The sequence below is a fragment of the Streptomyces sp. NPDC059355 genome (assembly GCF_042752335.1).
GTDB lineage: Bacteria > Actinomycetota > Actinomycetes > Streptomycetales > Streptomycetaceae > Streptomyces.
This window is the reverse complement of the sequence record NZ_JBHYXN010000012.1, coordinates 41480-62086: the sequence shown is the minus strand read 5'-3', so window position 1 is coordinate 62086 and position 20607 is coordinate 41480. Positions and strand designations below refer to the sequence as shown.

General features: G+C 73.0%; 18 protein-coding genes. 2 read left to right on the top strand and 16 right to left on the bottom strand.

Annotated features, from left to right (window positions below; translation table 11 throughout):
• Positions 1-32: 32 nt before the first annotated feature.
• The 7 genes from ACFXGI_RS14380 to ACFXGI_RS14350 form a co-directional block, all read right to left on the bottom strand.
• The gene (locus tag ACFXGI_RS14380) at positions 33-692 is read right to left on the bottom strand and encodes an HAD family hydrolase (RefSeq protein ID WP_384705872.1); all 660 of its coding nucleotides are present in this window, start codon (positions 690-692) and stop codon (positions 33-35) included.
• A gap of 98 nt (positions 693-790) precedes the next feature.
• Complete coding sequence (locus tag ACFXGI_RS14375; RefSeq protein WP_384705975.1) at positions 791-1726, bottom strand: ABC transporter ATP-binding protein; 936 nt, start codon at positions 1724-1726, stop codon at positions 791-793.
• A gap of 98 nt (positions 1727-1824) precedes the next feature.
• Positions 1825-2934: an ABC transporter ATP-binding protein gene (locus ACFXGI_RS14370; RefSeq protein ID WP_384705871.1), complete on the bottom strand. Its 1110-nt coding sequence runs from the start codon at positions 2932-2934 to the stop codon at positions 1825-1827.
• Positions 2934-3920 (bottom strand): ABC transporter permease, encoded by a 987-nt coding sequence (locus ACFXGI_RS14365; protein WP_384705870.1) that lies wholly within the window; start codon positions 3918-3920, stop codon positions 2934-2936. Before ACFXGI_RS14365 ends, ACFXGI_RS14370 begins: the two co-directional genes overlap by 1 nt.
• Positions 3917-4948 (bottom strand): ABC transporter permease, encoded by a 1032-nt coding sequence (locus ACFXGI_RS14360; protein ID WP_384705869.1) that lies wholly within the window; start codon positions 4946-4948, stop codon positions 3917-3919. The genes ACFXGI_RS14365 and ACFXGI_RS14360 overlap by 4 nt, the downstream gene beginning before the upstream one ends.
• Before the next feature lie 20 nt (positions 4949-4968).
• Positions 4969-6711, bottom strand: coding sequence for an ABC transporter substrate-binding protein (locus tag ACFXGI_RS14355; protein WP_384705868.1), 1743 nt, complete (start codon positions 6709-6711; stop codon positions 4969-4971).
• 180 nt (positions 6712-6891) lie between these two features.
• A complete protein-coding gene (locus ACFXGI_RS14350) occupies positions 6892-7542 on the bottom strand; it encodes an HAD family hydrolase (protein ID WP_384705867.1) in 651 nt (216 codons plus the stop codon).
• A 157-nt stretch (positions 7543-7699) separates the two neighbouring features.
• On the opposite strand from ACFXGI_RS14350, the gene ACFXGI_RS14345 reads away from it, so the two are divergent.
• Positions 7700-8647: an SMP-30/gluconolactonase/LRE family protein gene (locus ACFXGI_RS14345; RefSeq protein ID WP_384705866.1), complete on the top strand. Its 948-nt coding sequence runs from the start codon at positions 7700-7702 to the stop codon at positions 8645-8647.
• Positions 8648-8708: 61 nt separating this feature from the next.
• Here the strand turns inward: ACFXGI_RS14345 and ACFXGI_RS14340 are convergent, their stop codons facing one another.
• The 9 genes from ACFXGI_RS14340 to ACFXGI_RS14300 form a co-directional block, all read right to left on the bottom strand.
• Complete coding sequence (locus ACFXGI_RS14340; protein WP_037846049.1) at positions 8709-9419, bottom strand: GntR family transcriptional regulator; 711 nt, start codon at positions 9417-9419, stop codon at positions 8709-8711.
• Between the two features lie 56 nt (positions 9420-9475).
• Positions 9476-10438, bottom strand: coding sequence for an ornithine cyclodeaminase family protein (locus ACFXGI_RS14335; RefSeq protein ID WP_384705865.1), 963 nt, complete (start codon positions 10436-10438; stop codon positions 9476-9478).
• The gene (locus tag ACFXGI_RS14330) at positions 10435-11481 is read right to left on the bottom strand and encodes a proline racemase family protein (RefSeq protein ID WP_384705864.1); all 1047 of its coding nucleotides are present in this window, start codon (positions 11479-11481) and stop codon (positions 10435-10437) included. The genes ACFXGI_RS14335 and ACFXGI_RS14330 overlap by 4 nt, the downstream gene beginning before the upstream one ends.
• On the bottom strand, positions 11478-12482 hold the full coding sequence (locus ACFXGI_RS14325; RefSeq protein WP_384705863.1) for a proline racemase family protein: 1005 nt from the start codon (positions 12480-12482) through the stop codon (positions 11478-11480). Before ACFXGI_RS14325 ends, ACFXGI_RS14330 begins: the two co-directional genes overlap by 4 nt.
• A gap of 29 nt (positions 12483-12511) precedes the next feature.
• Complete coding sequence (locus tag ACFXGI_RS14320) at positions 12512-13444, bottom strand: dihydrodipicolinate synthase family protein (protein ID WP_384705861.1); 933 nt, start codon at positions 13442-13444, stop codon at positions 12512-12514.
• A gap of 97 nt (positions 13445-13541) precedes the next feature.
• On the bottom strand, positions 13542-14948 hold the full coding sequence (locus tag ACFXGI_RS14315) for an NAD(P)/FAD-dependent oxidoreductase (RefSeq protein WP_384705860.1): 1407 nt from the start codon (positions 14946-14948) through the stop codon (positions 13542-13544).
• Complete coding sequence (locus tag ACFXGI_RS14310; RefSeq protein WP_384705858.1) at positions 14929-15243, bottom strand: (2Fe-2S)-binding protein; 315 nt, start codon at positions 15241-15243, stop codon at positions 14929-14931. The genes ACFXGI_RS14315 and ACFXGI_RS14310 overlap by 20 nt, the downstream gene beginning before the upstream one ends.
• Positions 15244-15352: 109 nt before the next feature.
• Positions 15353-16504, bottom strand: coding sequence for an NAD(P)/FAD-dependent oxidoreductase (locus ACFXGI_RS14305; protein WP_384705856.1), 1152 nt, complete (start codon positions 16502-16504; stop codon positions 15353-15355).
• 102 nt (positions 16505-16606) lie between these two features.
• Complete coding sequence (locus ACFXGI_RS14300) at positions 16607-19006, bottom strand: collagenase (protein WP_384705854.1); 2400 nt, start codon at positions 19004-19006, stop codon at positions 16607-16609.
• A 201-nt stretch (positions 19007-19207) separates the two neighbouring features.
• Here ACFXGI_RS14300 and ACFXGI_RS14295 point away from each other — a divergent pair, with 201 nt between their 5' ends.
• A complete protein-coding gene (locus ACFXGI_RS14295) occupies positions 19208-20602 on the top strand; it encodes an aminopeptidase P family protein (protein ID WP_384705852.1) in 1395 nt (464 codons plus the stop codon).
• The last annotated feature ends 5 nt before the right edge of the window (positions 20603-20607 follow it).

Below are 20607 nucleotides of genomic sequence, written 5' to 3'. Positions count from 1 at the left end.
CACGGTTCCGGACAGGTCCGGGGGGACACCCCCTATGCCGTGGGCGATCCCGCCGCGAAGGCGAGGATCGCCGCCGCCGCCTCGTGCAGGCTCGCGAAGTGGCGGTGCGCTCCGTCCACCGGGGCCGGTGTGTTGACCACCCACACCGTCATGCCGGCCCGCAGCCCGGACTCGACCCCGGACGGCGCGTCCTCGATGACCAGGCAATCCTGCGGCCTGGCACCGAGGCGCTCCGCCGCCAGCAGGTACGGGACCGGCGAAGGCTTGCCCTCGGCCACGGCCCCGGCGTCCACGAGCACGCCCGGAACCGGCAGGCCGGTCCGGGCGAACCGCCCGCGCACCCGGTGCTCGTAGTTCGAGGTCACCAGGGCCCAGCACCCGGCGGGCAGGCCGGCCAGCAGTTCGGGGGCGCCGGGGAAGGCGGCGTAGACGCCGGAGCGTACGTCCTCGTCCTCCAGTTCGTGCAGCGCCGCCAGGCACGCCTGCGGGTCCCGCCCGGGCGCCACCTCGGCGAAGGTCTCCAGGGGGCGGGTCCGCAGCGCCACGCGGTGGACCTCGTCGGGGTCGAGTCCGTGGCGCCGCGCCCACGCCGCCCAGACCCGGCGCTGGTTCGCCACCGCGTCGATCAACGTGCCGTCGACGTCGAAGAGGACGAATTTCACGGGGCCCGGCCGGGTGGTTTCGCTGGTCACGCCGTGATCATGCCATCGGCGCGGAGCCGGCCGGACAGCGGGAGGACCCCGGGCCGATCGTGTCGGCCCGGGGTCCTCCTTCTTCCCCTGGATCCCCGTCAGTCACCGGGGAAGTGGCAGGCCACCTCGCGGGAGGCGGCGATCCGCAGCAGCGGGCGGTCCGTGCGGCAGACGTCCTGCGCCTTCGGGCAGCGCGGGTGGAACGTACAGCCCGGGGGCGGGGCGGCCGGGCTCGGCGGGTCGCCGAGCAGCACGATCCGCTCGCGCCGCCGCTCCGCCGCCGGGTCCGGCAGCGGTACGGCGGACAGCAGCGCCCGGGTGTACGGGTGCTGGGGGCTCTCGTACAGGGCGCGTTTCTCGCCGATCTCGACGATCCGGCCGAGGTACATGACGGCGACCCGGTCGCTGACGCGTTTGACCACGGACAGGTCGTGCGCGATGAACACGTACGCCAGGCCCAGTTCGCGGCGCAGCCGCTCCATCAGGTTGACGATCTGCGCCTGTACGGAGACGTCGAGGGCGGAGACCGGTTCGTCGGCGACGATCAGCCGGGGGCTGGTGGCCAGCGAGCGGGCGATCCCGATGCGCTGGGCCTGGCCGCCGGAGAACTCGTGCGGGTAGCGGTCGATGTGCTCCGGGATCAGCCCGACCAGGTCCATCAGCTCGGCCGCCCGGCGGCGTGCGTCGGCGGCCGACCAGCCCTGCACGAGCAGCGGGTCGGAGATGATCCGGGCCACCGTCTGGCGGGGGTTGAGGGAGGAGTGCGGGTCCTGGAAGACCATCTGGAGGTGGCGCCGGTGCGGGCGGAGCCCGCGCTGCGACAGCCTCGTGATGTCGCGTCCGTCGAAGGTGATGCCGCCGGACGTGGGCTCCAGCAGCCGCACCAGCATCCGGCCGGTGGTGGACTTCCCGCAGCCCGACTCCCCGACCAGGCCGAGTGTTTCGCCGGCCGCGAGGTCGAAGGAGACCCCGTCGACGGCGCGCACGGGCGCCCCCCGGCGCCCGGACGCGGAGCGTCTGCCGGGGAAGGCCATGGTCAGGTCGCGTACGGAGAGCAGCGGCCCGGGCGGGGCCGGGTCCGTCCCGGCCCCCTCCGCCCGGGCGGCGGTGTCCGGGCGGCGGGCCTCTACGGTCATCGGGTCGCCTCCGGAGCGGTCGGTGCGGTCGGTGCGGTCGGTGCGGTCGGTGCGGATGCCGGGGACCCGGCGGACGCGGCGGACGCGGCGGCGGGCACCGCGCCGGACACCGGGGCGCCGGCCCCCGCGAAATGGCACGCGGCGCTGCGCGGGCCGCCGCCGCGGGGCCGCAGCTCGGGGCGTTCGCCGGCGCAGCGGCTGCGCTGGTCCGGGGTGACCGCGGCGGCGAGGCCGCACCGGGGGGCGAACGCGCACCCCGGGGCGGGCGTGAGCAGGGAGGGCGGGGAGCCGGGGATCGCCCGCAGCGGCTCGTCGTCGGCGTCGTCGAGCCGGGGCAGCGAGTCGAGCAGCCCCCGGGTGTACGGATGCGCCGGGTCGGCGAACAGCTCGTCGACACCGGCCTGTTCGGCGGCCCGGCCGCCGTACATGACCAGCACCTCGTGGGCGACGCGGGCGACGACCCCCAGGTCGTGGGTGATCATCACCACGCCGAGGCCGCGCTCCTGCTGGAGCCGCGCGATGAGCTCCAGGATCTGCGCCTGCACCGTCACGTCGAGGGCCGTGGTGGGCTCGTCGGCGATCAGCAGGTCGGGTTCGCAGGCCAGGGCCATGGCGATCATCGCGCGCTGGCGCATGCCGCCGGAGAACTGGTGCGGGTACTCCCCCGCCCGGCGGGCCGGTTCCGGGATGCCGACCTCGCCGAGCATGTCGACGGCCCGCTTGCGCGCCGCGGCCCGGCCGGCCTTGAAGTGCACGCGGAAGTGCTCGGCGATCTGCTCGCCGACCGTGTAGTAGGGGTGCAGGCTGGACAGCGGGTCCTGGAAGATCATGGCCATCTTCCGGCCGCGCAGCCGGGACAGCTCCTTCTCGGACAGGCCCGTGAGCTCCTGCCCGGCGAGCGCGATGGAACCGCCAACCTCGGCGCCCCGGTGCAGGCCCATGACGGCGAGCGAGGTGACGGACTTGCCGGATCCGGATTCGCCGACGATACCGAGGGTGCGCCCGGCCTCGACGGTGAAGGCGAGCGAGTCGACGGCCCGTACGGGGCCGCGCGGGGTGGCGAAGGTGACGCGCAGGTCGCGCACCTCCAGCAAGGGGGCGCCCATCAGTACCTCACCCTCGGGTCGATGACGGCGTACAGGAGGTCGACGACGAGGTTGGCGACGACGATGAAGAAGGCGGCGAGCAGCGTGACCCCGAGGACCACCGGCTGGTCCGAGCTGACCAGGGCCCCGTAGAACAGCCGCCCGATGCCCGGGAGTCCGAAGATGGACTCGGTGATGACGGCGCCGGCGAGCAGCCCGCCGAGGTCCATGCCGAAGATGGTGAGGATGGGGGTCATCCCGGAGCGCAGCCCGTGCTTGACGACGACCGTGCGCTCGGGCATGCCCTTGGCGCGGGCGGTACGGATGTACGGCTCGGCCATCGCCTCGATCATCGAGCCGCGGCTCTGGCGGGCGTACATGGCCGCGTACAGCAGGGCGAGCGCGGTCCAGGGCAGCAGCAGGTTGGCCGCCCAGGCGAGCGGGTTGTCGGTGAAGGCCTGGTAGGTGGGGTAGGGCAGCAGCCCGGCGACCCGGATGACCCCGTAGATGAGCATCACGGAGGTGAAGTAGACGGGCAGTGACGCGGCGGCGACCGCGCCGACCATCAGGGCCTTGTCGGTGGCGGTGTCCTTGCGCAGGGCGGCGGTGACCCCGGCGCCGAGGCCGAGGAGCAGCCACAGCGCGGCGGCGCCGACGGCGAGGGATGCGGAGACCGGGAGGCGGTCCATCAGCAGGTCCCACACGGGCAGGGAGTTCTCGTACGAGTAACCCAGGCACGGGAAGTCGCACTGGACGGCGTACTGGCCGGTGCCGAGGGTGCGGCCGGTGAAGATGCCCGTGAGGAAGTCCGCGAACTGCCGCCAGACCGGCCGGTCGAGGCCCAGGTACGCGCGTACGTCGGCCAGCCGTTCGGCGCTGCAGGTCTTGCCGCAGGCGGCCGCGGCCGCGTCGGTGGGCAGGACGTAGAAGATGAGGAAGGTGACGGCGGCGATGGCGAGCAGGACGCCCGCGAGGGCGAGCAGCCGGCGCGCGAGGTAGAGGATCAACTGCGGCCGCCCCTCGGGTCGAGGATGTCGCGCAGGGCGTCGCCGAGCAGGGTGAAGGCGAGTACCGCGAGGAAGAGGAAGGTGCTCGGGATGACGAAGTACATGGGGTCGGTCTCGTAGAAGGCGACGGACTCGGCGATCATCTGCCCCCAGGACGGGGTCGGCGGGCGGACGCCCACGCCGAGGTAGCTGAGCGCGGCCTCGGTGCTGATCATGCCGGGGATGAGCAGGGTGGTGTAGGCGATGACCGGGCCCGAGACGCCCGGGAGGATGTCGCGGGTCAGGATCCGCCAGGAGCCGGCGCCGCCGACGCGGGCGGCGTCCACGTACTCGCGGTGTTTGAGGGAGAGGGTCTGGCCGCGGACGACGCGGGCGACGCCGGGCCAGCCGAAGAGGCCGATGACGGCGGTCATGAGCACGATCCTGTTGACGTCCTTGGCCACCGACAGCATCGCGATCATGAAGATGAGGGAGGGGAAGGACATGGTCAGGTCCATGAGGCGGGACAGGACCGTGTCGGTGCGGCCGCCGAAGTAGCCCGCGGCGATCCCGGCGGCGGTGCCCGCGACGACGACGATGGCGGTGGCGGCGAAGGCGATGAGGAGCGAGACCTGGGCGCCGTGGACGACGCGTGCGAACAGGTCGCGGCCGGTGACGGGTTCGACGCCGAGCCAGTGGTCGGGGCTGATCCCGCCGAGGGAGCCGAGGGGCTGGCCGCCGAGGTAGGGGTCGATGGCGCTCTTGTCGAACTCCTGGGGGGACCAGCCGCCGAGCGCGCCCAGCCAGGGGGCGGTGACGGCCATCAGGACGAAGAGGAGGACGACGCCGAGGCTGACGCGGACGGCGGGGCGGCGGCGCAGCTCGCGCCGGGCGAGCTGCCAGGGGCTGCTGCCGGTGGCCGCCGCCGCGGCGGGACCGTCCTCGGCGGCGCCGGGGGCCGGGGGCCGACCCGGAGCCGGGGCCGGGGCCGGGGCCGGGGTCGGGGTCTTGGCGGCCTCGCCTCCGGCGCCGGGTGCGGTGGTGGTCATGGTGTCGGGGTCCGTATCCCTCAGCCCTGGCTCTTCGAGGGGTCCTTGAGACCGACCGTGCCGTAGTCGATGGTTCCGGTCCACACGGGGTGGCCGTAGGCGCCCGCGATGTTGGGGCCGACGAGCAGCGGCTTGCGCTCCAGAAGCACCGGGACGGCCGGGGACTTCTTCATGATCTCGGCGTCGAGGTCGATCCAGGCCTGGTTGGCCTGCTTGGCGTCGGCCATGGCGTTGATCTCGTCGATCCGCTTCATGGTGGCCTCGTCGCGGAACTGGCTGTTGTTGCCCTGGTTGCCCTTCTCCTTGATGGTGCGTCCGTCGAAGACGAAGGGGATCCAGGTGGAGCCGGAGGGGTAGTCGGGGCACCAGCCGGTGAGCGTCATGTCGGGGGTGGTGGAGAGGTCGCCGATGACGTCGTAGTACGCACCGGGGTCGATGGTGTCGACGACGACCTCGATGCCGACACGGGACAGGCCCTGCTGGATGGCCTCGGCCTTGCCCTTGTCTCCGGTGGAGACGGCGAGGGAGACCTTGAGGGACTCCTTGCCCGCGGCCTTGAGGAGTTCCTTGGCCTTGGCCGGGTCTCCCGCCGGGGCGATCTTCAGGGTGTCGGCCTGCTTGCCGCCGGAGAGCGCCGGGGGCAGGTAGGCGGTGGCGACCTCGTTGAGCGCCGGGCCGCCGCCCGCGGTGATCACCGCCTCCTTGTCGACGGCGTACTGCATGGCCTCGCGGACCTTGGGGTCGTTGAACGGCGCGCGGGAGTTGTTCAGGTAGAGCATCTCGGTACAGCCCTGGGACTCGGCGAGCAGGCGCGCCTTGACCTCCGGCTTCGGCAGCACCTTGGGGGCGCTCTCGGGGCGCATGTCCATGTACTGGACGGCGGAGGCGTCGGCGCCCTCGCCGGCGATGATCCGGTCGTCGATCTGGCCGCCCTTGAGGCCCATGACCACGACGAACTTGTCGGGGTAGGCCTTTCTGACGCTGTCGGTCTTCGGGTCCCAGTGCTCGTTGCGGACGAGGACGAGCTTCTTGTCCCGGTCGTACGACTCGATCTTGTACGGGCCCGAGGAGAACGGGCGGGCGTCGTACTGGGTGCCCTTCTCCTGGGACTGCGGGACCGGGGCGAAGGTGGGAAGGGTGGCGGTGGCGGAGAACTCGGCGACCGGGCGCTTCAGTTCGAAGACGACGGTGCGGTCGTCGGGGGTCTTGACGGAGTCGAGGTGCTGTCCCTGGAGCGGGCCCTTGTAGCCCTCGCCGCCGGCCAGGTACTGGGCGGCGTAGTCGGGGCCGCCGGTGAGATCGGGGGCGAAGGAGCGCTCGACGTTGTATTTGATGTCCTGCGCCTTGATGGGCGATCCGTCCTCGTACTTCACGCCCTCCTTGAGGGTGAAGGTCCAGGTCTTGCCGCCGTTGGAGGGGGTGCCGAGGTCGGTGGCGAGGTCGGGGACGAGCTCGCTGCCGGCCTTGCCGGGCTCGGCCTTGAAGGTGACGAGCGTGCGGTAGAGGAGGCGGGTACCGAAGTCCATGGCCGGCATGACCCAGTTGCGGGCGGGGTCGAGGTGGGCGAAGTCCTGGTTGGACAGGACCGTCAGCGTCCCGCCCTTGACCGGGGTTCCACCGAGGGTCTTGCCGTCGTTGGCGGCGGCGGGGTTGCTCGCGCCGGCGCCGGCGGAGCCCTTCTTGGGGTCGGAGCAGCCCGAGGCACCGAGTGCGAGTGCCGCCACGAGGGCGGTGGCGAGGGCGAGTTGGGTGCGCTTGGTCATGGGTCACTCCAGTGAAGGGCCGCGCTCTATGATGTGACCGGTAACATAGTAATGTGAAATTGCACTAACAAGAGCCAGGCCCCTCCGTTATCCAGCCGTGTCCAAATCCGTTTACCCGAAGGCGGGTTGGGGATGCGGGAGACGGCCCGGAGGGGCGGGCCCGGAGGGACCGACCCGGCGTCAGATCGCGGCGAGCAGTTCCGGAAGCTTGCGCATGTCGTCGAAGACGATGGTGCCGGGACCTTCGAGTCGCCCGGCGGGGGTCGGACCGCCGCAGTAGCCGAAGGCCCGCATGCCGGCAGCCCTGGCCGCCCGGACGCCGGGCCCGCTGTCCTCGACCACCGCGCACACGTCCGGGTCGAAGCCCATCTGCCGGGCCGCGTAGAGGAAGAGGTCCGGGGCGGGCTTGCCCTGGGGGACCTCACTCGCACTGTAGATACGACCCTCGAAGTGTCCGTACAGACCGGTGCGCCCCAGGGTGTGCCGCATCTTCGCGTGCGAGCCGCTGGATGCCACGCAGGTCGGCAGCGCGATCGCGGCGAACGCCTCGGGCAGCCCCTCCACCGGGTCCAGCCCGAGGTCCACCGCGTCCCGGTGGCGTTCGACGAGCCGCTCCCACCAGAGCCCGGCCGTCTGCGCGCCGAGCCGCTCGGTGAGCTGTTCGACGATGGACTCCTTGGCGCGCCCGATGAAGCGCTCGACCACCTCGTCCGCGGTCAGCGGCCAGCCCAACTCCGCCCCGAGCTCCACCTGGAGGCGGACGGCGAGGCGTTCACTGTCGACCAGGACACCGTCGCAGTCGAATATCACGAGCTCTATCGGCTTGATCATCCCCACAGGGTAGGCGGCGGGGCGGCCGGTGACGATCGATGTGATCCACACCTCTTCATTCGGAATCCACTGGCATAGACCATAGATCATCTCGCAATCTTCTTCATGTACCAGATGACATTCGGCCGCCGTCGGCCGCCAGGAAGGGAAGGGCCACATGACCAGCCAGCGCCCTGGGCTGTACGAGATGCTCGACGACCGGTTCCGGACCGGGCGGTGCATGAACGGTGACGACGCCCTGGAGGTCCTCCACACGGGCTGCCGCTGGGCCGAGGGGCCGATCTACCTGCCCGCCTGGCGGCAGGTGGTCTGGAGCGACATCCCCAACGACCGGATGCTGCGCTGGGACGAGGAGACGGGATCCGTCGGCGTCTTCCGCCGCTCCGCCGGGAACACCAACGGCAACACCCTCGACCGTCAGGGCCGGCTGATCAGCTGCGAGCAGGGAAACCGCCGCGTCACGCGCACCGAACACGACGGCACGATCACCGTGTTGGCGGACCGCTGGAACGGCAGGCGTCTGAACAGCCCGAACGACGCGGCCGTGAAGTCCGACGGTTCGATCTGGTTCTCCGACCCGGACTTCGGCATCACCAGCGACTACGAGGGCCACCGCGCGCAGAGCGAGATCGGCGCCAACAACGTCTACCGCGTCGATCCGGCCACCGGTGCCGTGCGGTTGGTCGCCGACGGCTTCGGCGCGCCGAACGGGCTGGTCTTCTCCCTCGACGAGCGGCAGCTGTACGTCTCCGACACCCGGGCCGGGTTCATCCGGGTCTTCGACGTACGCGACGACGGCACGCTGTCCGAGGGCGGGGTCTTCGCCGAGGCGGCGCCCGGGAAGGCCCGCTTCGACAACCTCCGCTTCGACGACGGCGGCCGGCTCTGGGCCGCCGCGATGGACGACGGAGTGCACTGCTACGACCCCGACGGCACCCTGATCGGCCGGCTCAACGTCCCCGAGACGGTCTCCAACATCGCCTTCGGCGGCGCCAAGCGCAACCGCCTCTTCATCACCGCCGAGACCAGCCTCTACTCGATGGTCACGGGCGTCACCGGCACGCACCCGACCGGCCCCGGGCGCCGGCGCTGGCTCGACGGCTGAAGACGCCCCCGCGCGGCCCGGGGACGCGCCGCCCCGGGGATCCGCCGCCCCGGGGATCCGCCTACAGGCCCGAGCCGAGGCCGCCCGGGGTGCGGCCGACCGGCTCGTCGCGGCCCTGGGCCCAGAGGGAGCGGACGTGGCCGAGGTGGCGGACCATGCAGGCCTCGGCCGCCTCCGCGTCCCCGGCGATCATCAGGTCGAGCAGCTCGATGTGCTCCTCGGCGGAGGAGACCAGCTTTCCGGCCTCGTCCAGGCCCGTCAGTCCGTACAGGCGCGAGCGCTTGCGCAGATCGCCGACGGTCTCCACCAGGCGGTCGTTGCCCGCCAGGGCCAGCAGGGAGAGGTGGAAGCGGCGGTCGGCCTCCAGGTAGCCGATGAGGTTGTGCTCGCGGGCGCTCGTGACGATCTCCTCGGCGATGGGCCGCAGCTCCTCCAGCTGCTCCGCCGTGGCGATCTTCGTGATCCGGCCGATGGTCGGCACCTCGATCATCGTGCGCAGCTCGGTGTACTGGTCCAGATCGCGCTCGCTGACCTCGGTGATCCGGAAGCCCTTGTTGCGGACGGGCTCCACCAGTCCTTCGCGGGCCAGGTCGAGCATCGCCTCGCGGACCGGCGTGGCGGAGACTCCGAGTTCGGCTGCCAGGCCCGGCGCCGAGTAGACGCTGCCGGGGCGCAGTTCACCCGCTATCAGGGCTGCTCGAAGGGCATGGCCGACCTGGTCGCGGAGCCGTTCCTGGGCCTTGATGAGACTGTGCTGCTTCAGGTCACCCATTTGCTCTTCCTCCGAACACCGTTGCACCACCGAGTGCAGAAGAACAGCGTACAATGTCACGTTGCGCATGATCCCCGAGCGGTGGTTCCTCCCGCGGCGCGATACATCGCCACCGCCACAGCGAGATCTTCCCAGGCCATGCCCACACTCTTGAAGAGCTGTGGAGAACCCGGCGCCCCGGCCGCCGGCATCCGGCCCGCCACCAGGTCGGCCAGGGTGCCGTTGATATGACCGGGTCCGATCACCCCTTCAGCCTCCGGAACGAGCAGGTCGCCCGCCTCGCGCAGGGCCGCCGCCCGCGACTCCACGTACACCGCCGCCCGCCGCACCAGCGCGGTGTCGGTCTCCCGGGCCTCCGGCTCGTGCGAGCCGACCGCCACCACCGTCGCCCCCGGGGGCACCAGCCGTCCGTCGAAGAGGGGTTCGCGGGCCGTGGTGCAGCAGAGCACCAGGTCCGCCTCCGCCACGTCCGCCGGGACGCCCGTACGGGCCGGGACCCCCAGGGCGCGGGCATGCGCCGTCAGCTTCCGCGCCGCCACCGGGTTGCGGCCCACGACCACCACCCCGGCCAGCTCCCGCACCCCCTTCACCGCTTCGAGGTGCCCGTACGCCTGAGGTCCGCTGCCGAAGAGCACCATCCGCAGGGCCCGCCCGGCCGGCGCCAGGTGGCGCAGGGCGAGCGCCGAGACCGCCGGGGTGCGCAGCGCTGTCAGCGCCGCGCCGTCGAACAGGGCCAGCGGACGCAGCGTCGGCCCGTCCAGCAGCAGGTACGAGCCGGTGATGCGAGGGAGCCCGAGGGCAGGATTGCCGGGCGCCACTCCGGCGATCTTCACCCCTGCGTACGCCCCCGCCGCGGCCGGCATCAGCAGCAGCTCGCCCCCGCCCGGCACGGGCAGCGCCGAGCGCTGCGGGCAGGACTCCGGATCCAGCCCGGCCCGCAGTACGTCGGCGAGCGCGTCGGCGGCCGCGGCCGGGGTGAGCAGCGCGGCCGTCTCCGCCGCTCCGAACTGCGGGATCACAGCAGGAATCCCGCGCCGAGGGAGTCCTGCGGATCGCGTACGAAGGCGTGCTCGCCCGTGCGGTACGCCGTCCCGGTGACCTCCGTGACCAGGCCGTCGCGGGAACCCGGCGGCACCACCCGGCCCGTGAACACCGTGCCCACCACCGACTCGTGGAGCAGGTCCTCGCCCGGCCCGATCCGGCCGTCCTCCGCGAGCAGCGCGAGGCGCGCCGAGGTGCCCGAGCCGCAGGGCGAGCGGTCGATCTGCCCGTCGGCGAACACGGTGACGTTGCGCTGGTGCGGCCCGAAGGGGGTACCGGGCAACTCCTCGTGGAGGATCACCCCGTAGACCCCGGAGAGCAGGGGTCCGCCGGGGTGCCAGGTCCCGGGGTGGGCGGCCAGCGCGGCCCGGATCTCCTGCCCGGCGCGGGCCAGTTCGGGCAGCGCGGCCCGGGTGACCTCCAGGCCGAGGTCCCGGGCGGCGACGGAGGCGTAACAGGCCCCGGCGTGCGCGATGTCCACCTCCGCCAGGCCCAGGGTGGTCGCCACCGGCACCTTGCGGGCGCCGACCCGCGCCGGGACGTTGCGGAAGGTGACCCCGGTGGTGCGGCCGCCGGCGCGGTGCACGGTCGCGGCGACCCGCCCCGACGGGACGTCGATCCGCACCTGCGCGTCCCCGTCGTCCGGCGCGGCGACCCGGCCGGTGTCCACGGCCCAGGCGCCGAGGGCCATCGTGCCGTGGCCGCAGGCGGTGGAGTAGCCGTCCTTGTGCCAGAACAGCACGCCGAAGTGGGCCCCGTCGTCGTCCGGGGGCACGACGAACCCGCCGTACATCCCGGCGTGCCCGCGCGGCTCCTGCACGAGGAGCCGCCGTACGTCGTCCAGGGGGCTGCGGCGCGGAGCCGTCCCGGAGCCCCCGGTGCCGATGGCGGTGGCGCAGCGCTCGGCGACGGTGTCCCCGGGTACGGGCGGCAGGCCGGCCCCGGCGGTGTCGACGATCCGGAAGGGCTCCCCGGCGGTGTGGTAGTCCGCGGTGCGTACGACGACGGCCTCGCCGGTCACAGCAGGAACCCGGCGGGGAACGGGTCGGACGGGTCGAGGAAGTACTGGGCGGTGCCGGTGATCCACGCCCGCCCGGTGACGGTGGGGACGACGGCCGGGAACCCGCCGACCGTGGTCTCCCCGATCAGCCGGCCGGTGAACTCCGTGCCGATGAAGGATTCGTTGACGAAGTCCGCGCCGATCCCGAGGAGGCTGCGGGCGTGCAGCTGGGCCATGCGCGCGCTGGTCCCCGTACCGCAGGGCGAGCGGTCGAACCAGCCCGGGTGGATGGCCATGGCGTGCCGCGAGCGCCGGGCGTCGGAGCCGGGGGCTGCGAGGTAGACGTGCTTGACCCCGGAGATGGAGGGGTTCTCGGGGTGGACGGGCCGGTCGCCGGAGGCGTTGATCGCGTCCATGACGGCGAGTCCGGCGGCGAGCAGGTCGTCCTTTCGCTGCCGGTCGAAGGGGAGCCCCAGGGCGTCGAGTTCGACGAAGGCGTAGAAGTTCCCTCCGTAGGCGAGGTCGTAGGTGACCGTGCCGAAGCCGGGGACCTCGGCCTTCAGGTCGAGTCCGGCACAGAAGGAGGGGACGTTGGTGAGGGTGACGGCGGTGGCCGCCCCGTCCTCGACCCGGACGTCCACGCTCACCAGGCCGGCCGGGGTGTCGAGCCGCACGGTGGTGACCGGCTCGACGGCCTCCACCATGCCGGTCTCGACCAGGACGGTGGCGACCCCGATGGTCCCGTGCCCGCACATGGGGAGCAGGCCCGACACCTCGATGTAGAGCACGCCGAAGTCGGCGTCGGGGCGGGTGGGGGGCTGCAGGATGGCGCCGCTCATCGCGGAGTGCCCGCGCGGCTCGTACATGAGCAGGGTCCGGACGTGGTCCAGGTGCTCGATGAAGTGGAGGCGTTTGTCGGCCATGGTGGCGCCGGGGATCACCCCGACACCCCCGGTGATGACCCGGGTCGGCATGCCCTCGGTGTGCGAGTCCACCGCGTGGTAGATGTGGCGCGTGCGCATTCCTGTCCCCTTCCGGTCCCTCGGGGGGACTAGTTGTGGCCCTCGGCGAGGGCCTTCTCGGTGGCGGCGCGGACGGCCGCCTCGATCTCCCCGGTGAGCGGGAAGCGGGGCGGGCGGGTGGCGCCGCCGGGGCGTCCCGCGAGGTCCATCGAGAGCTTGATGGCCTGGACGAACTCGGTCTTGGAGTCCCAGCGCAGCAGCGAGTGCAGGGACTTGTACAGCGGCAGCGCGGTGGCGAGGTCCCCGGCGGCGGCGGCCCGGTAGAGCGCGGCGCATGAGCGCGGCAGGGCGTTGGGGTAGCCGGCGATCCAGCCGACCGCGCCGGCGAGGGCGAGCTCGAGGAGGACGTCGTCGGCGCCGATGAGCAGGTCGAGGCCGGGGGCGAGTTCGGCGATCTCGTACGCGCGGCGGACGTCCCCGCTGAACTCCTTGACGGCGACGATGCTGCCGTCGCCGTGCAGGCGGGCGAGCAGGCCGGGGGTCAGGTCCACCTTGGTGTCGATGGGGTTGTTGTACGCGACGACGGGCAGCCCGGCGCGGGCGACCTCGGCGTAGTGGGCGCGTACGGTCGCCTCGTCGGCACGGAAGGCGTTGGGGGGCAGCAGGAGCACGGAGCCGGCTCCGGCCTCGGCGGCCTGGTCGGCCCAGCGACGTGCCTCGGCGCTGCCGTAGGCGGCGACGCCGGGCATGACGCGGGCACCGTCGCCGGCGGCCTCGACGGCGGTGCGGACCACGCGGGCCCGCTCCTCGTCGGTGAGGGTCTGGTACTCCCCGAGGGAGCCGTTGGGGACCACGCCGTCGCAGCCGCTCGCGATGAGCCAGGCCACGTGCTCGGCGTAGGCGTCGTGGTCGACGGTGAGGTCCTCGCGCAGCGGCAGCGTGGTGGCGACCATGATGCCGTGCCAGGGGCGGGTGCGGGTGTCCGTACCGGTGGTGGGCGCGGGGGTGTGCGCGTCGGTCATGAGAGAGCTCCCTAGAGTGGTGTGTGACATTTTACTAGTGGGTGTGAGGCTGCCACAAGGGTCCGGGCCACCCGATCGACGGCCGGTCGGCTCCCGATCAGCCGTCCGCCGGGGGCAGTTGCGCGAGGTGGCGCAGCGCGACCGGGCAGGACAGGGGCCGCCGGTCGGGCGCGGGCCCGTCGCCGGCGAGTGCGGCGACGGCCGGTCCGCACATGCGGCCCTGGCACCAGCCCATTCCGGAGCGGGTGAGGAGTTTGACCGTACGGGCGTCGCGCGCGCCGAGCTCGGCGACGGCCTCGCGGATCCGGCCGGCCGGTACCTCCTCGCAGCGGCACACGTCGGTGTCGTCGCGGAGCCAGCCGGTCCAGCCGTCGCCGGGCCGGTGGGCGGCGCCCATGGCCTCGGCGAAGGCGCGCAGCCGGGCGCGGCGGCGGGCGAGGGCGGCGGGCGCGGTCCGCCCGGCGATCGCGTGCGCGGCGATCTCCCCTTCGAGGAGGGCCAGTTGGGCGCCGCCGATGCCGCCGGTCTCGCCCGCGGACCAGATCCCGGCGACGGAGGTCCGCTGCTCGGCGTCCAGCGCGAGGGCGACGACGCCGTCGGCGGTCGGGCGGGTGGCGCAGCCGAGGCCGGTGGCCAGCTCCAGCTGGGGCACCAGCCCGTGGCCGACGGCGAGGGCGTCACACGGGATCCGGCGGGCGGTGCCGGGCAGGGGGCGCCAGTCCCGGTCCAGGCGGGCCACAGTGACCGCCTCGACGCGGTCGGTGCCATGGGCCTCGGTCACGGCGTGCCGGGTGAGGAGGCGGATGTGGCGGCGCAGGAGGGCGCTGCCGTACGTGGCCGCCTCGCCGAGCTTGCCGGGGTTGCGGAGCAGGGCGGGGAGGTGGCCCGCGTACGCGGTGTAGGCGGCGGCCTCGACCACGGCCGGCACCCGGGCCCCGGCGGCCGCGAGCGAACCGGCGACGGCGAGCAGCAGCGGGCCGCTCCCGGCGACGACGACGCGCTTGCCCGGCAGTACGAGCCCGCTCTTGAGCATGGCCTGGGCTCCGCCGGCCCCGACCACTCCGGGCAGGGTCCAGCCGGGGAAGGGGAGTTGCCGCTCGTAGGACCCGGTGGCCAGGAGTACGGCCCGGGCGTGCAGGGTGGCGGCGGCCTCGTCCGGGCCGGTGCCCGCGACGGCGTGCAGGGTCCAGTCGTCGCCGTTCGGGACCACGGCCCAGACGTGGTGGGCCGGAAGGTACGTGATGCGGCCGGCCTCCGCATGGGCCCGGAGGGCGGCTTCGCGCTCGGCGAAGGCGGACCACCCGTGGTGCAGGGCTTCGGGGCGCGCGGCCCCGAGTCCCGGCGCGGGATGCCGGTAGTACTGCCCGCCGGGCCGCTCCCCCGCGTCGAGCAGGGTGACCCGGAGGCCGAGCCCGGCGGCGGTGACGGCGGCGGCGAGCCCGGCGGGGCCGGCGCCGACGATCGCGAGGTCGGGCGGGGCGGTGTCAGACGCCGAGCTCGGCATGGCCGGTTCCCTCCTGGGTGGTGACGGTGTCGCCGGGGCGGGCGGGGACGAGGCAGGCGCGCTGGTTGGGGCGGTCGTTGACGGTGACGAGGCAGTCGTAGCAGCTGCCGATCCCGCAGAACGCCCCGCGGGGGGCGCCGCCTTGGCGGGTGGTCCGCCAGGCGAGGATCCCGGCGCCCCACAGCACGGCGGCGATGCTCTGCCCCGCCTGGGCGGTGAGCTCGCGGCCGTCGAAGCGCAGCACGTACGTGGCCGAGGGGGCTCCGCCGACAAGGGTGCGGGGGGTGGGGCTCATCAGGGGTTCTCCTCGGGCGGCGTGGTGCGGGTGGCGGGCGGCGCCGGGTTCCGCCGTACGGGCCTTCCGTACGGGCCCTCCGTGCGCCCGGCCCCGGCCTTCCTCCCGGTCATCCGGCCGGGTCCTCTGCGAAGCGGTCCGGGCGGAACGGGTCCGCGGGCAGCGGGGGTCGCGACCCCGTCAGGGCGGCGGCGATCAGGACACCCGTGGCCGGGGCCAGGCCGATGCCGGCTCCTTCGTGGCCGCAGGCGTGCAGGAGGCCCGTGAGGCGGGGGTCCGGGCCGATCGCCGGGAGGTGGTCCGGGAGGTAGGGGCGGAAGCCGTGGTAGGTGCGCATCACCCGGGCGTCCGCCAGGAAGGGGAAGAGGGCCGCGGCCTGTGCCGCGAGGCGGCGGAGGGCCTCCACCGAGAGCGAGCGGTCGAAGCCCACCCGCTCCCGGGTCGCCCCGATCAGGACCGGCCCCGCCGGCGTCCCCTCCACCACCGCCGAGGACTGCAGGGCCGCCGAGCCGCTCGCCACGTCGGCGATGTAGTCCGCGGCGTAGACCTTGTGCCGGACCACCCTCGGCAGCGGCTCCGTCACCAGGACGAACCCGCGGCGCGGAAGCACCGGGAGGGACACCCCCGCGAGTTCCGCGACGCGCCCTCCCCAGGTCCCGGTCGCGTTCACCACCGCCGGGGCGAGGAGTTCGCCACCGCGCGTGCGCACCCCGCGGACGCCCCCGGGTCCCGTGAGGATCCCGGTCACCTCCTCACCCAGGTGCACCGAAGCGCCCGAAGCGGCCAGCAGTCTGGCCGCCGCCTGGGCCGGCTGGACCTGGGCGTCCTGCGGGTACAGGAACCCGCCGACCGGCCCGGGGGCCAGATGGGGCTCCAGCTCGCGGAGTTGGCCGGGCCCCGCCTCGACGGCTTCGACCCCGGCGGCGCGCTGGCCTTCGGCGAACTCCCGCAGCGCCTTGAGCGAAGCCTCGTCCGGGGCGACGACGAGCCCGCCCTTGGCCTCGTACTCGATCTCCCGCGGGAGATCGGCGGCGAGTTCGCGCCACAGGCCGGCCGACAGCAGGGCCAGGTCGAGCTCCGGGCCGGCCTCCTTGTCGGAGACGAGCAGGTTGCCCTCCCCGGCTCCCGTCGTACCGCCCGCGACGGGGCCGCGGTCGACGACGGCCACGAAGAGTCCGGCGCGGGCCGCGTAGTACGCGATCGCGGCTCCGACGACGCCGGCGCCGATGATCACGACGTCCAGGGGATGTCTCTTGGGCACGGCAGTAATATGTCACATTCTTCAGTGGGTGCCTAGGGTCGCCGGGGGCCCGGCGGCCGGTCCCGCCCCCCGTTCGGACCGGGACCGGCCGCCGGCCGCGGATCAGCTGCGCAGCGGGCCCTCGCAGCTGTAACTCGACGTCCCCGCCTTGTGGTCGGTCCAGATCTCCACCGGGCCGAAGGAGCAGTTCATGTCGGCCAGGTTGTTCGAGGCCGCGCCCGCCCGGTCGAGGATGAAGTAGTCCACCGTCTCCGACATGTCCTTGAAGTTCTGGTCGTCGCTGCGCCAGTTCTTCAGGTTCGCGGTGATCCGGCCGGTGCAGGTGAACCGGCGCTTGCCCGGGTCCCCGTTCTCCACGCAGTCCGGGGTGTTGTACGTGGCGGTGGCGAAGGCCGACTTCACGTTCGCCAGCGCCGCGTCCCGCAGCTGGCCGTTGGGGGTGAAGACGGTGTTCGGCACGTACAGCTGGTCGACCTTGGCGATCTGCGCGTCCAGGAAGCGGTTGTAGTCGCGCTGCAGGTAGGCGTCCGAGCCCATCCGGTGGCGCCAGGCGTCGTACCCGGCCACATCGTTGGCCCGCAGGTGGGTGTACATCTCGCGCAGCAGCGAGGGCTTCTCGGTCCACAGGAACTCGAAGAAGGTGCCCGCGTAGTTGTAGAAGCGGAAGCCGTCGCCGTCGTACGTGGCGTTCAGCAGCTGCTCGACCGTCATCCGCGGGCCGCCGCCGGCGGTGTCGTTGATGACGCCCTTGACCAGGGACTTGCGGACGGCGATGCCGTTGTCGCGGGTGGCGCCGTCGAAGAACTCGGCGGTGCCCTCGTCCATGGCGGTCGTACGGTCGCCCTCGTACCAGGGGCCCTCGCCGAAGAAGCCGGGGACGGCGAACCGGCCGTTGAGGTAGTGCGTGTACTCGTGCCGGAAGAGCTCTTCGAGGGTCAGGGAGGAGTCCTGCGGGACGCGGCGCTGGTAGGTGTAGAAGGTGGCGCCGTTCTCGATGTACATGCCGCCGTTCTCGGTGCCGTAGCCGTACAGCATCGTCTGGTAGGTCACGTAGTCGGCGCGGGAGGCGTACAGCACGATGTTCAGTGTGGCGTTGGGGTCGCCGGCCAGCGGCTGGTCGGTCCCGACGACCCGGTGGAACTGCGTCTTGACCTGCTTGCTCGCGTAGTAGAGCTGGTCGACGATGGCCCGGTCGAGGGCCGTGCGGACCTTGATCGCGCCGTTGTCGTAGGTGTACGTGTTCGGGAAGAGCATCCTCTCGATGTCCTCCTTGCACACCCCGTACTGCTTGCACGCGTTGTAGGTGTTCAGCCAGGAGACGATCTTGGCCCAGGGCTCGCTGCCGTTGCCGAAGGCGGCCTTGACCGGCTCCAGGAGGCCACCGAGGTCGGCGGAAATCTGGTCCTGGAGGCCATCGATCTGGCCGAAGCGGCCGTACTCGCCGAGCGCGTCGCGGACCACCCACGCGTTCGTGGTGCCCTTGAGGTGGGCGTAGCCGGCGAAGGACTTGAAGGCGGCCCGGTAGGCGGGGTCGGCCTTGGCCGCGGCCTGGAAGGCGGCGTCCTGGTTGCCCGGGTACACGCCGAGGTAGTTGACCGTGAGGGCGGCGAGGGCGGCGCCGCCCCAGTTCGCGTCGCCGCTGGTGGCGGGGTGCGAGGCGTCCAGGGTGGCCAGGACCTTCTTGATCAGGCCGAGCTGGGTCTGGCGCATGCCGGGGCCGGTGGCGTAAAGGGCCTCGCGCAGGGTCCGGGCGTTGGAGGCGGTGGCGTCGAAGGTCCGGGCGGCGTTGCCGAAGTCGGTGACGGCCCGGCTCATGGCATCGGCGGTCGCGGCGTCTGTGAGGTCGATCTCCTCGCGCGAGAAGTCGTGGTAGATGGCCGCGTGCAGGTACGTGAACATCTCCTCCAGGTGCGAGGAGTTACGGCCGTCGTGGGCGGCGGCCAGGCCGGATATCCGGCGGGCGACGGCCTGGACGTGCGCGTCGTCCATGACGGGTGCGAGGCGGGCGTCCCACGTCCAGATCAGCCCGCGCATACAGCCGTCGGCGGTGACGGCCGGGTCGGCCAGGAAGTCGGCGAACTGCTCCGGGCTGAGGCCCGTGATCCCGTCAAGGGTGCAGGGAACGCCCGCGGCCACGCTCTGCGCGGTGGGCGCGGCCTGGGCGGCGGCGCGCTCGCGGCTCTTCTCGGCGCGCTCGCCGACTCGCGCGGCCGGGGCGGCGGACGGGGCGGCACCGGGGACGCGGCCGTCGGCGGCCAGCCCGCCGGGAGCCTGGCCCGTCGCGGGTGCGGCCTCCTTGGGCGAAGCGAGGTGCTCCACCTCGTCGAACGGGTTCGCACCGGGCGCGCCGGAGGTGAAGGTACCGGGCACGGCGGCCGGGGCGGGGGCGGCCGCGGGGGCCCGGTCCGCGGTCTGGGACACGGCCTGGCCGGCGGAGGCGAGGAGCGTCACCGCGACGGCGGCGGAAAGGAGGGACGTACGCACAGCTCTGTGCTGAGACACCAAGGACTCCTGGTTGGGAGGGGAGGTGGGGGAAGTGGTGCGCGAGGTGGTGCGTGAAACCTGAAATGCGTGAACTGCCCTGCGTCACACGGCGTTTGACGGGGATTAACGTGCCGCGGTGTGAGCTGTAACATAGTAATGTGAAATTGCACTGACAAGACCTGTGCGCCCACCAGTTCGCATCTTCTTGAGGGAGCCTCCATGACCGACACCCCCACCGGCACCTCCCCCGGACCCGGCTCCCGTCTCAACATCGGCAGCCACGACCTGCCCGTATCACCGGAGTTGTCCCGCTTCATGGCGGCCGACTGGGCACCGTCACCCCTCCCCGGCTCCGCGCGGGTCCCGGCGTACGAGGTCACCCCGGTCCGGCGCGAGCGCCTCTCGGCGCGCTTCCCGGGCGAGCGGCTGATCATCCCGGCCGGCGAGCTCAAGGTCCGCTCCAACGACTGCGACCACCGCTTCCGCCCGCACAGCGCGTACGCCTGGCTGACCGGGCTGACCGGCGAGGACCAGGTCGGCCACGTCCTGGTGCTGGAGCCCGCGGGCCCGCACGGCCACGAGCCCGTGCTGTACCTGCGCCCCCGCTCCCCGCGCGCGGGCGGGAACGAGGAGTTCTACCGGGACCGCCGGTACGGGGAGTTCTGGGTCGGCCGCCGCCCCGACCTGGCCGAGGCCGGGCGTCTGACCGGCCTGCGCTGCGCCCACCTGGACGACCTCGGCTCCCCGGCGGGCCGCAACGCCGCCACCGACACCGAACTGGCCTCCGTGCTCTCGGAGTTGCGCCTGGTGAAGGACGCCTGGGAGGTCGGGCAGCTCCAGCTCGCCGTCGACCACACCGCCGCCGGTTTCGAGGACGTCGTACGGGCGCTGCCGCGCGCACTGGCGCACCCGCGCGGCGAGCGCTGGATCGAGGGGGTCTTCGGCCTGCGCGCCCGGGCCGAGGGCAACGGCACCGGGTACGAGACGATCGCGGCGTCGGGCGCGCACGCGTGCGTCCTGCACTGGATCCGCAACGACGGCCGGCTCGACCGCGGCGATCTGCTGCTGCTGGACGCGGGCGTGGAGACCGACAGCCTCTACACGGCGGACATCACGCGCACCCTCCCGCTGTCGGGACGCTTCTCCTCCGTCCAGCGGCAGGTGTACGAACTGGTACTGGCGGCGCAGGACGCGGGCATGGCGGCGCTGCGCCCGGGCGCGAGCTTCCGGGACTTCCACCGGGCCGGGATGCGGGTGATCGCGGAGGGCCTGGCCGAGTGGGGCGTCCTGAAGGACGCGCGGGGAGATCTGCACCGGCGGTACACGCTGTGCAGCAGCGGCCACATGCTGGGCCTGGACGTCCACGACTGCGCGAAGGCGCGGGCGGAGACCTACCTGGACGGGGTCCTGGAGGAAGGCCAGGTGCTGACGGTCGAGCCGGGCCTGTACCTGCAGCCCGACGACGAGACCCTGCCGCCGGAGCTGCGGGGCATCGGCGTGCGCATCGAGGACGACCTGGTCATCACGGCGACGGGCGCCCGGCTGATGTCGGGCGCCCTGCCCCGCACGGTCGCGGGGATAGAGGAGTGGATGGGGAACCTGCTGGCCGGCTGAGCGTC

Excerpts from the sequence above, each read along its gene's own strand:
- ACFXGI_RS14370 (WP_384705871.1), bottom strand. The coding sequence starts at position 2,934 with ATGGGCGCCCCCTTGCTGGAGGTGCGCGACCTGCGCGTCACCTTCGCC.
- ACFXGI_RS14295 (WP_384705852.1), top strand. The coding sequence starts at position 19,208 with ATGACCGACACCCCCACCGGCACCTCCCCCGGACCCGGCTCCCGTCTC.
- ACFXGI_RS14310 (WP_384705858.1), bottom strand. The coding sequence starts at position 15,243 with ATGAGCCCCACCCCCCGCACCCTTGTCGGCGGAGCCCCCTCGGCCACG.
- ACFXGI_RS14320 (WP_384705861.1), bottom strand. The coding sequence starts at position 13,444 with ATGACCGACGCGCACACCCCCGCGCCCACCACCGGTACGGACACCCGC.
- ACFXGI_RS14350 (WP_384705867.1), bottom strand. The coding sequence starts at position 7,542 with ATGATCAAGCCGATAGAGCTCGTGATATTCGACTGCGACGGTGTCCTG.
- ACFXGI_RS14355 (WP_384705868.1), bottom strand. The coding sequence starts at position 6,711 with ATGACCAAGCGCACCCAACTCGCCCTCGCCACCGCCCTCGTGGCGGCA.
- ACFXGI_RS14325 (WP_384705863.1), bottom strand. The coding sequence starts at position 12,482 with ATGCGCACGCGCCACATCTACCACGCGGTGGACTCGCACACCGAGGGC.
- ACFXGI_RS14360 (WP_384705869.1), bottom strand. The coding sequence starts at position 4,948 with ATGACCACCACCGCACCCGGCGCCGGAGGCGAGGCCGCCAAGACCCCG.
- ACFXGI_RS14340 (WP_037846049.1), bottom strand. The coding sequence starts at position 9,419 with ATGGGTGACCTGAAGCAGCACAGTCTCATCAAGGCCCAGGAACGGCTC.
- ACFXGI_RS14375 (WP_384705975.1), bottom strand. The coding sequence starts at position 1,726 with ATGGCCTTCCCCGGCAGACGCTCCGCGTCCGGGCGCCGGGGGGCGCCC.
- ACFXGI_RS14315 (WP_384705860.1), bottom strand. The coding sequence starts at position 14,948 with ATGCCGAGCTCGGCGTCTGACACCGCCCCGCCCGACCTCGCGATCGTC.
- ACFXGI_RS14345 (WP_384705866.1), top strand. The coding sequence starts at position 7,700 with ATGACCAGCCAGCGCCCTGGGCTGTACGAGATGCTCGACGACCGGTTC.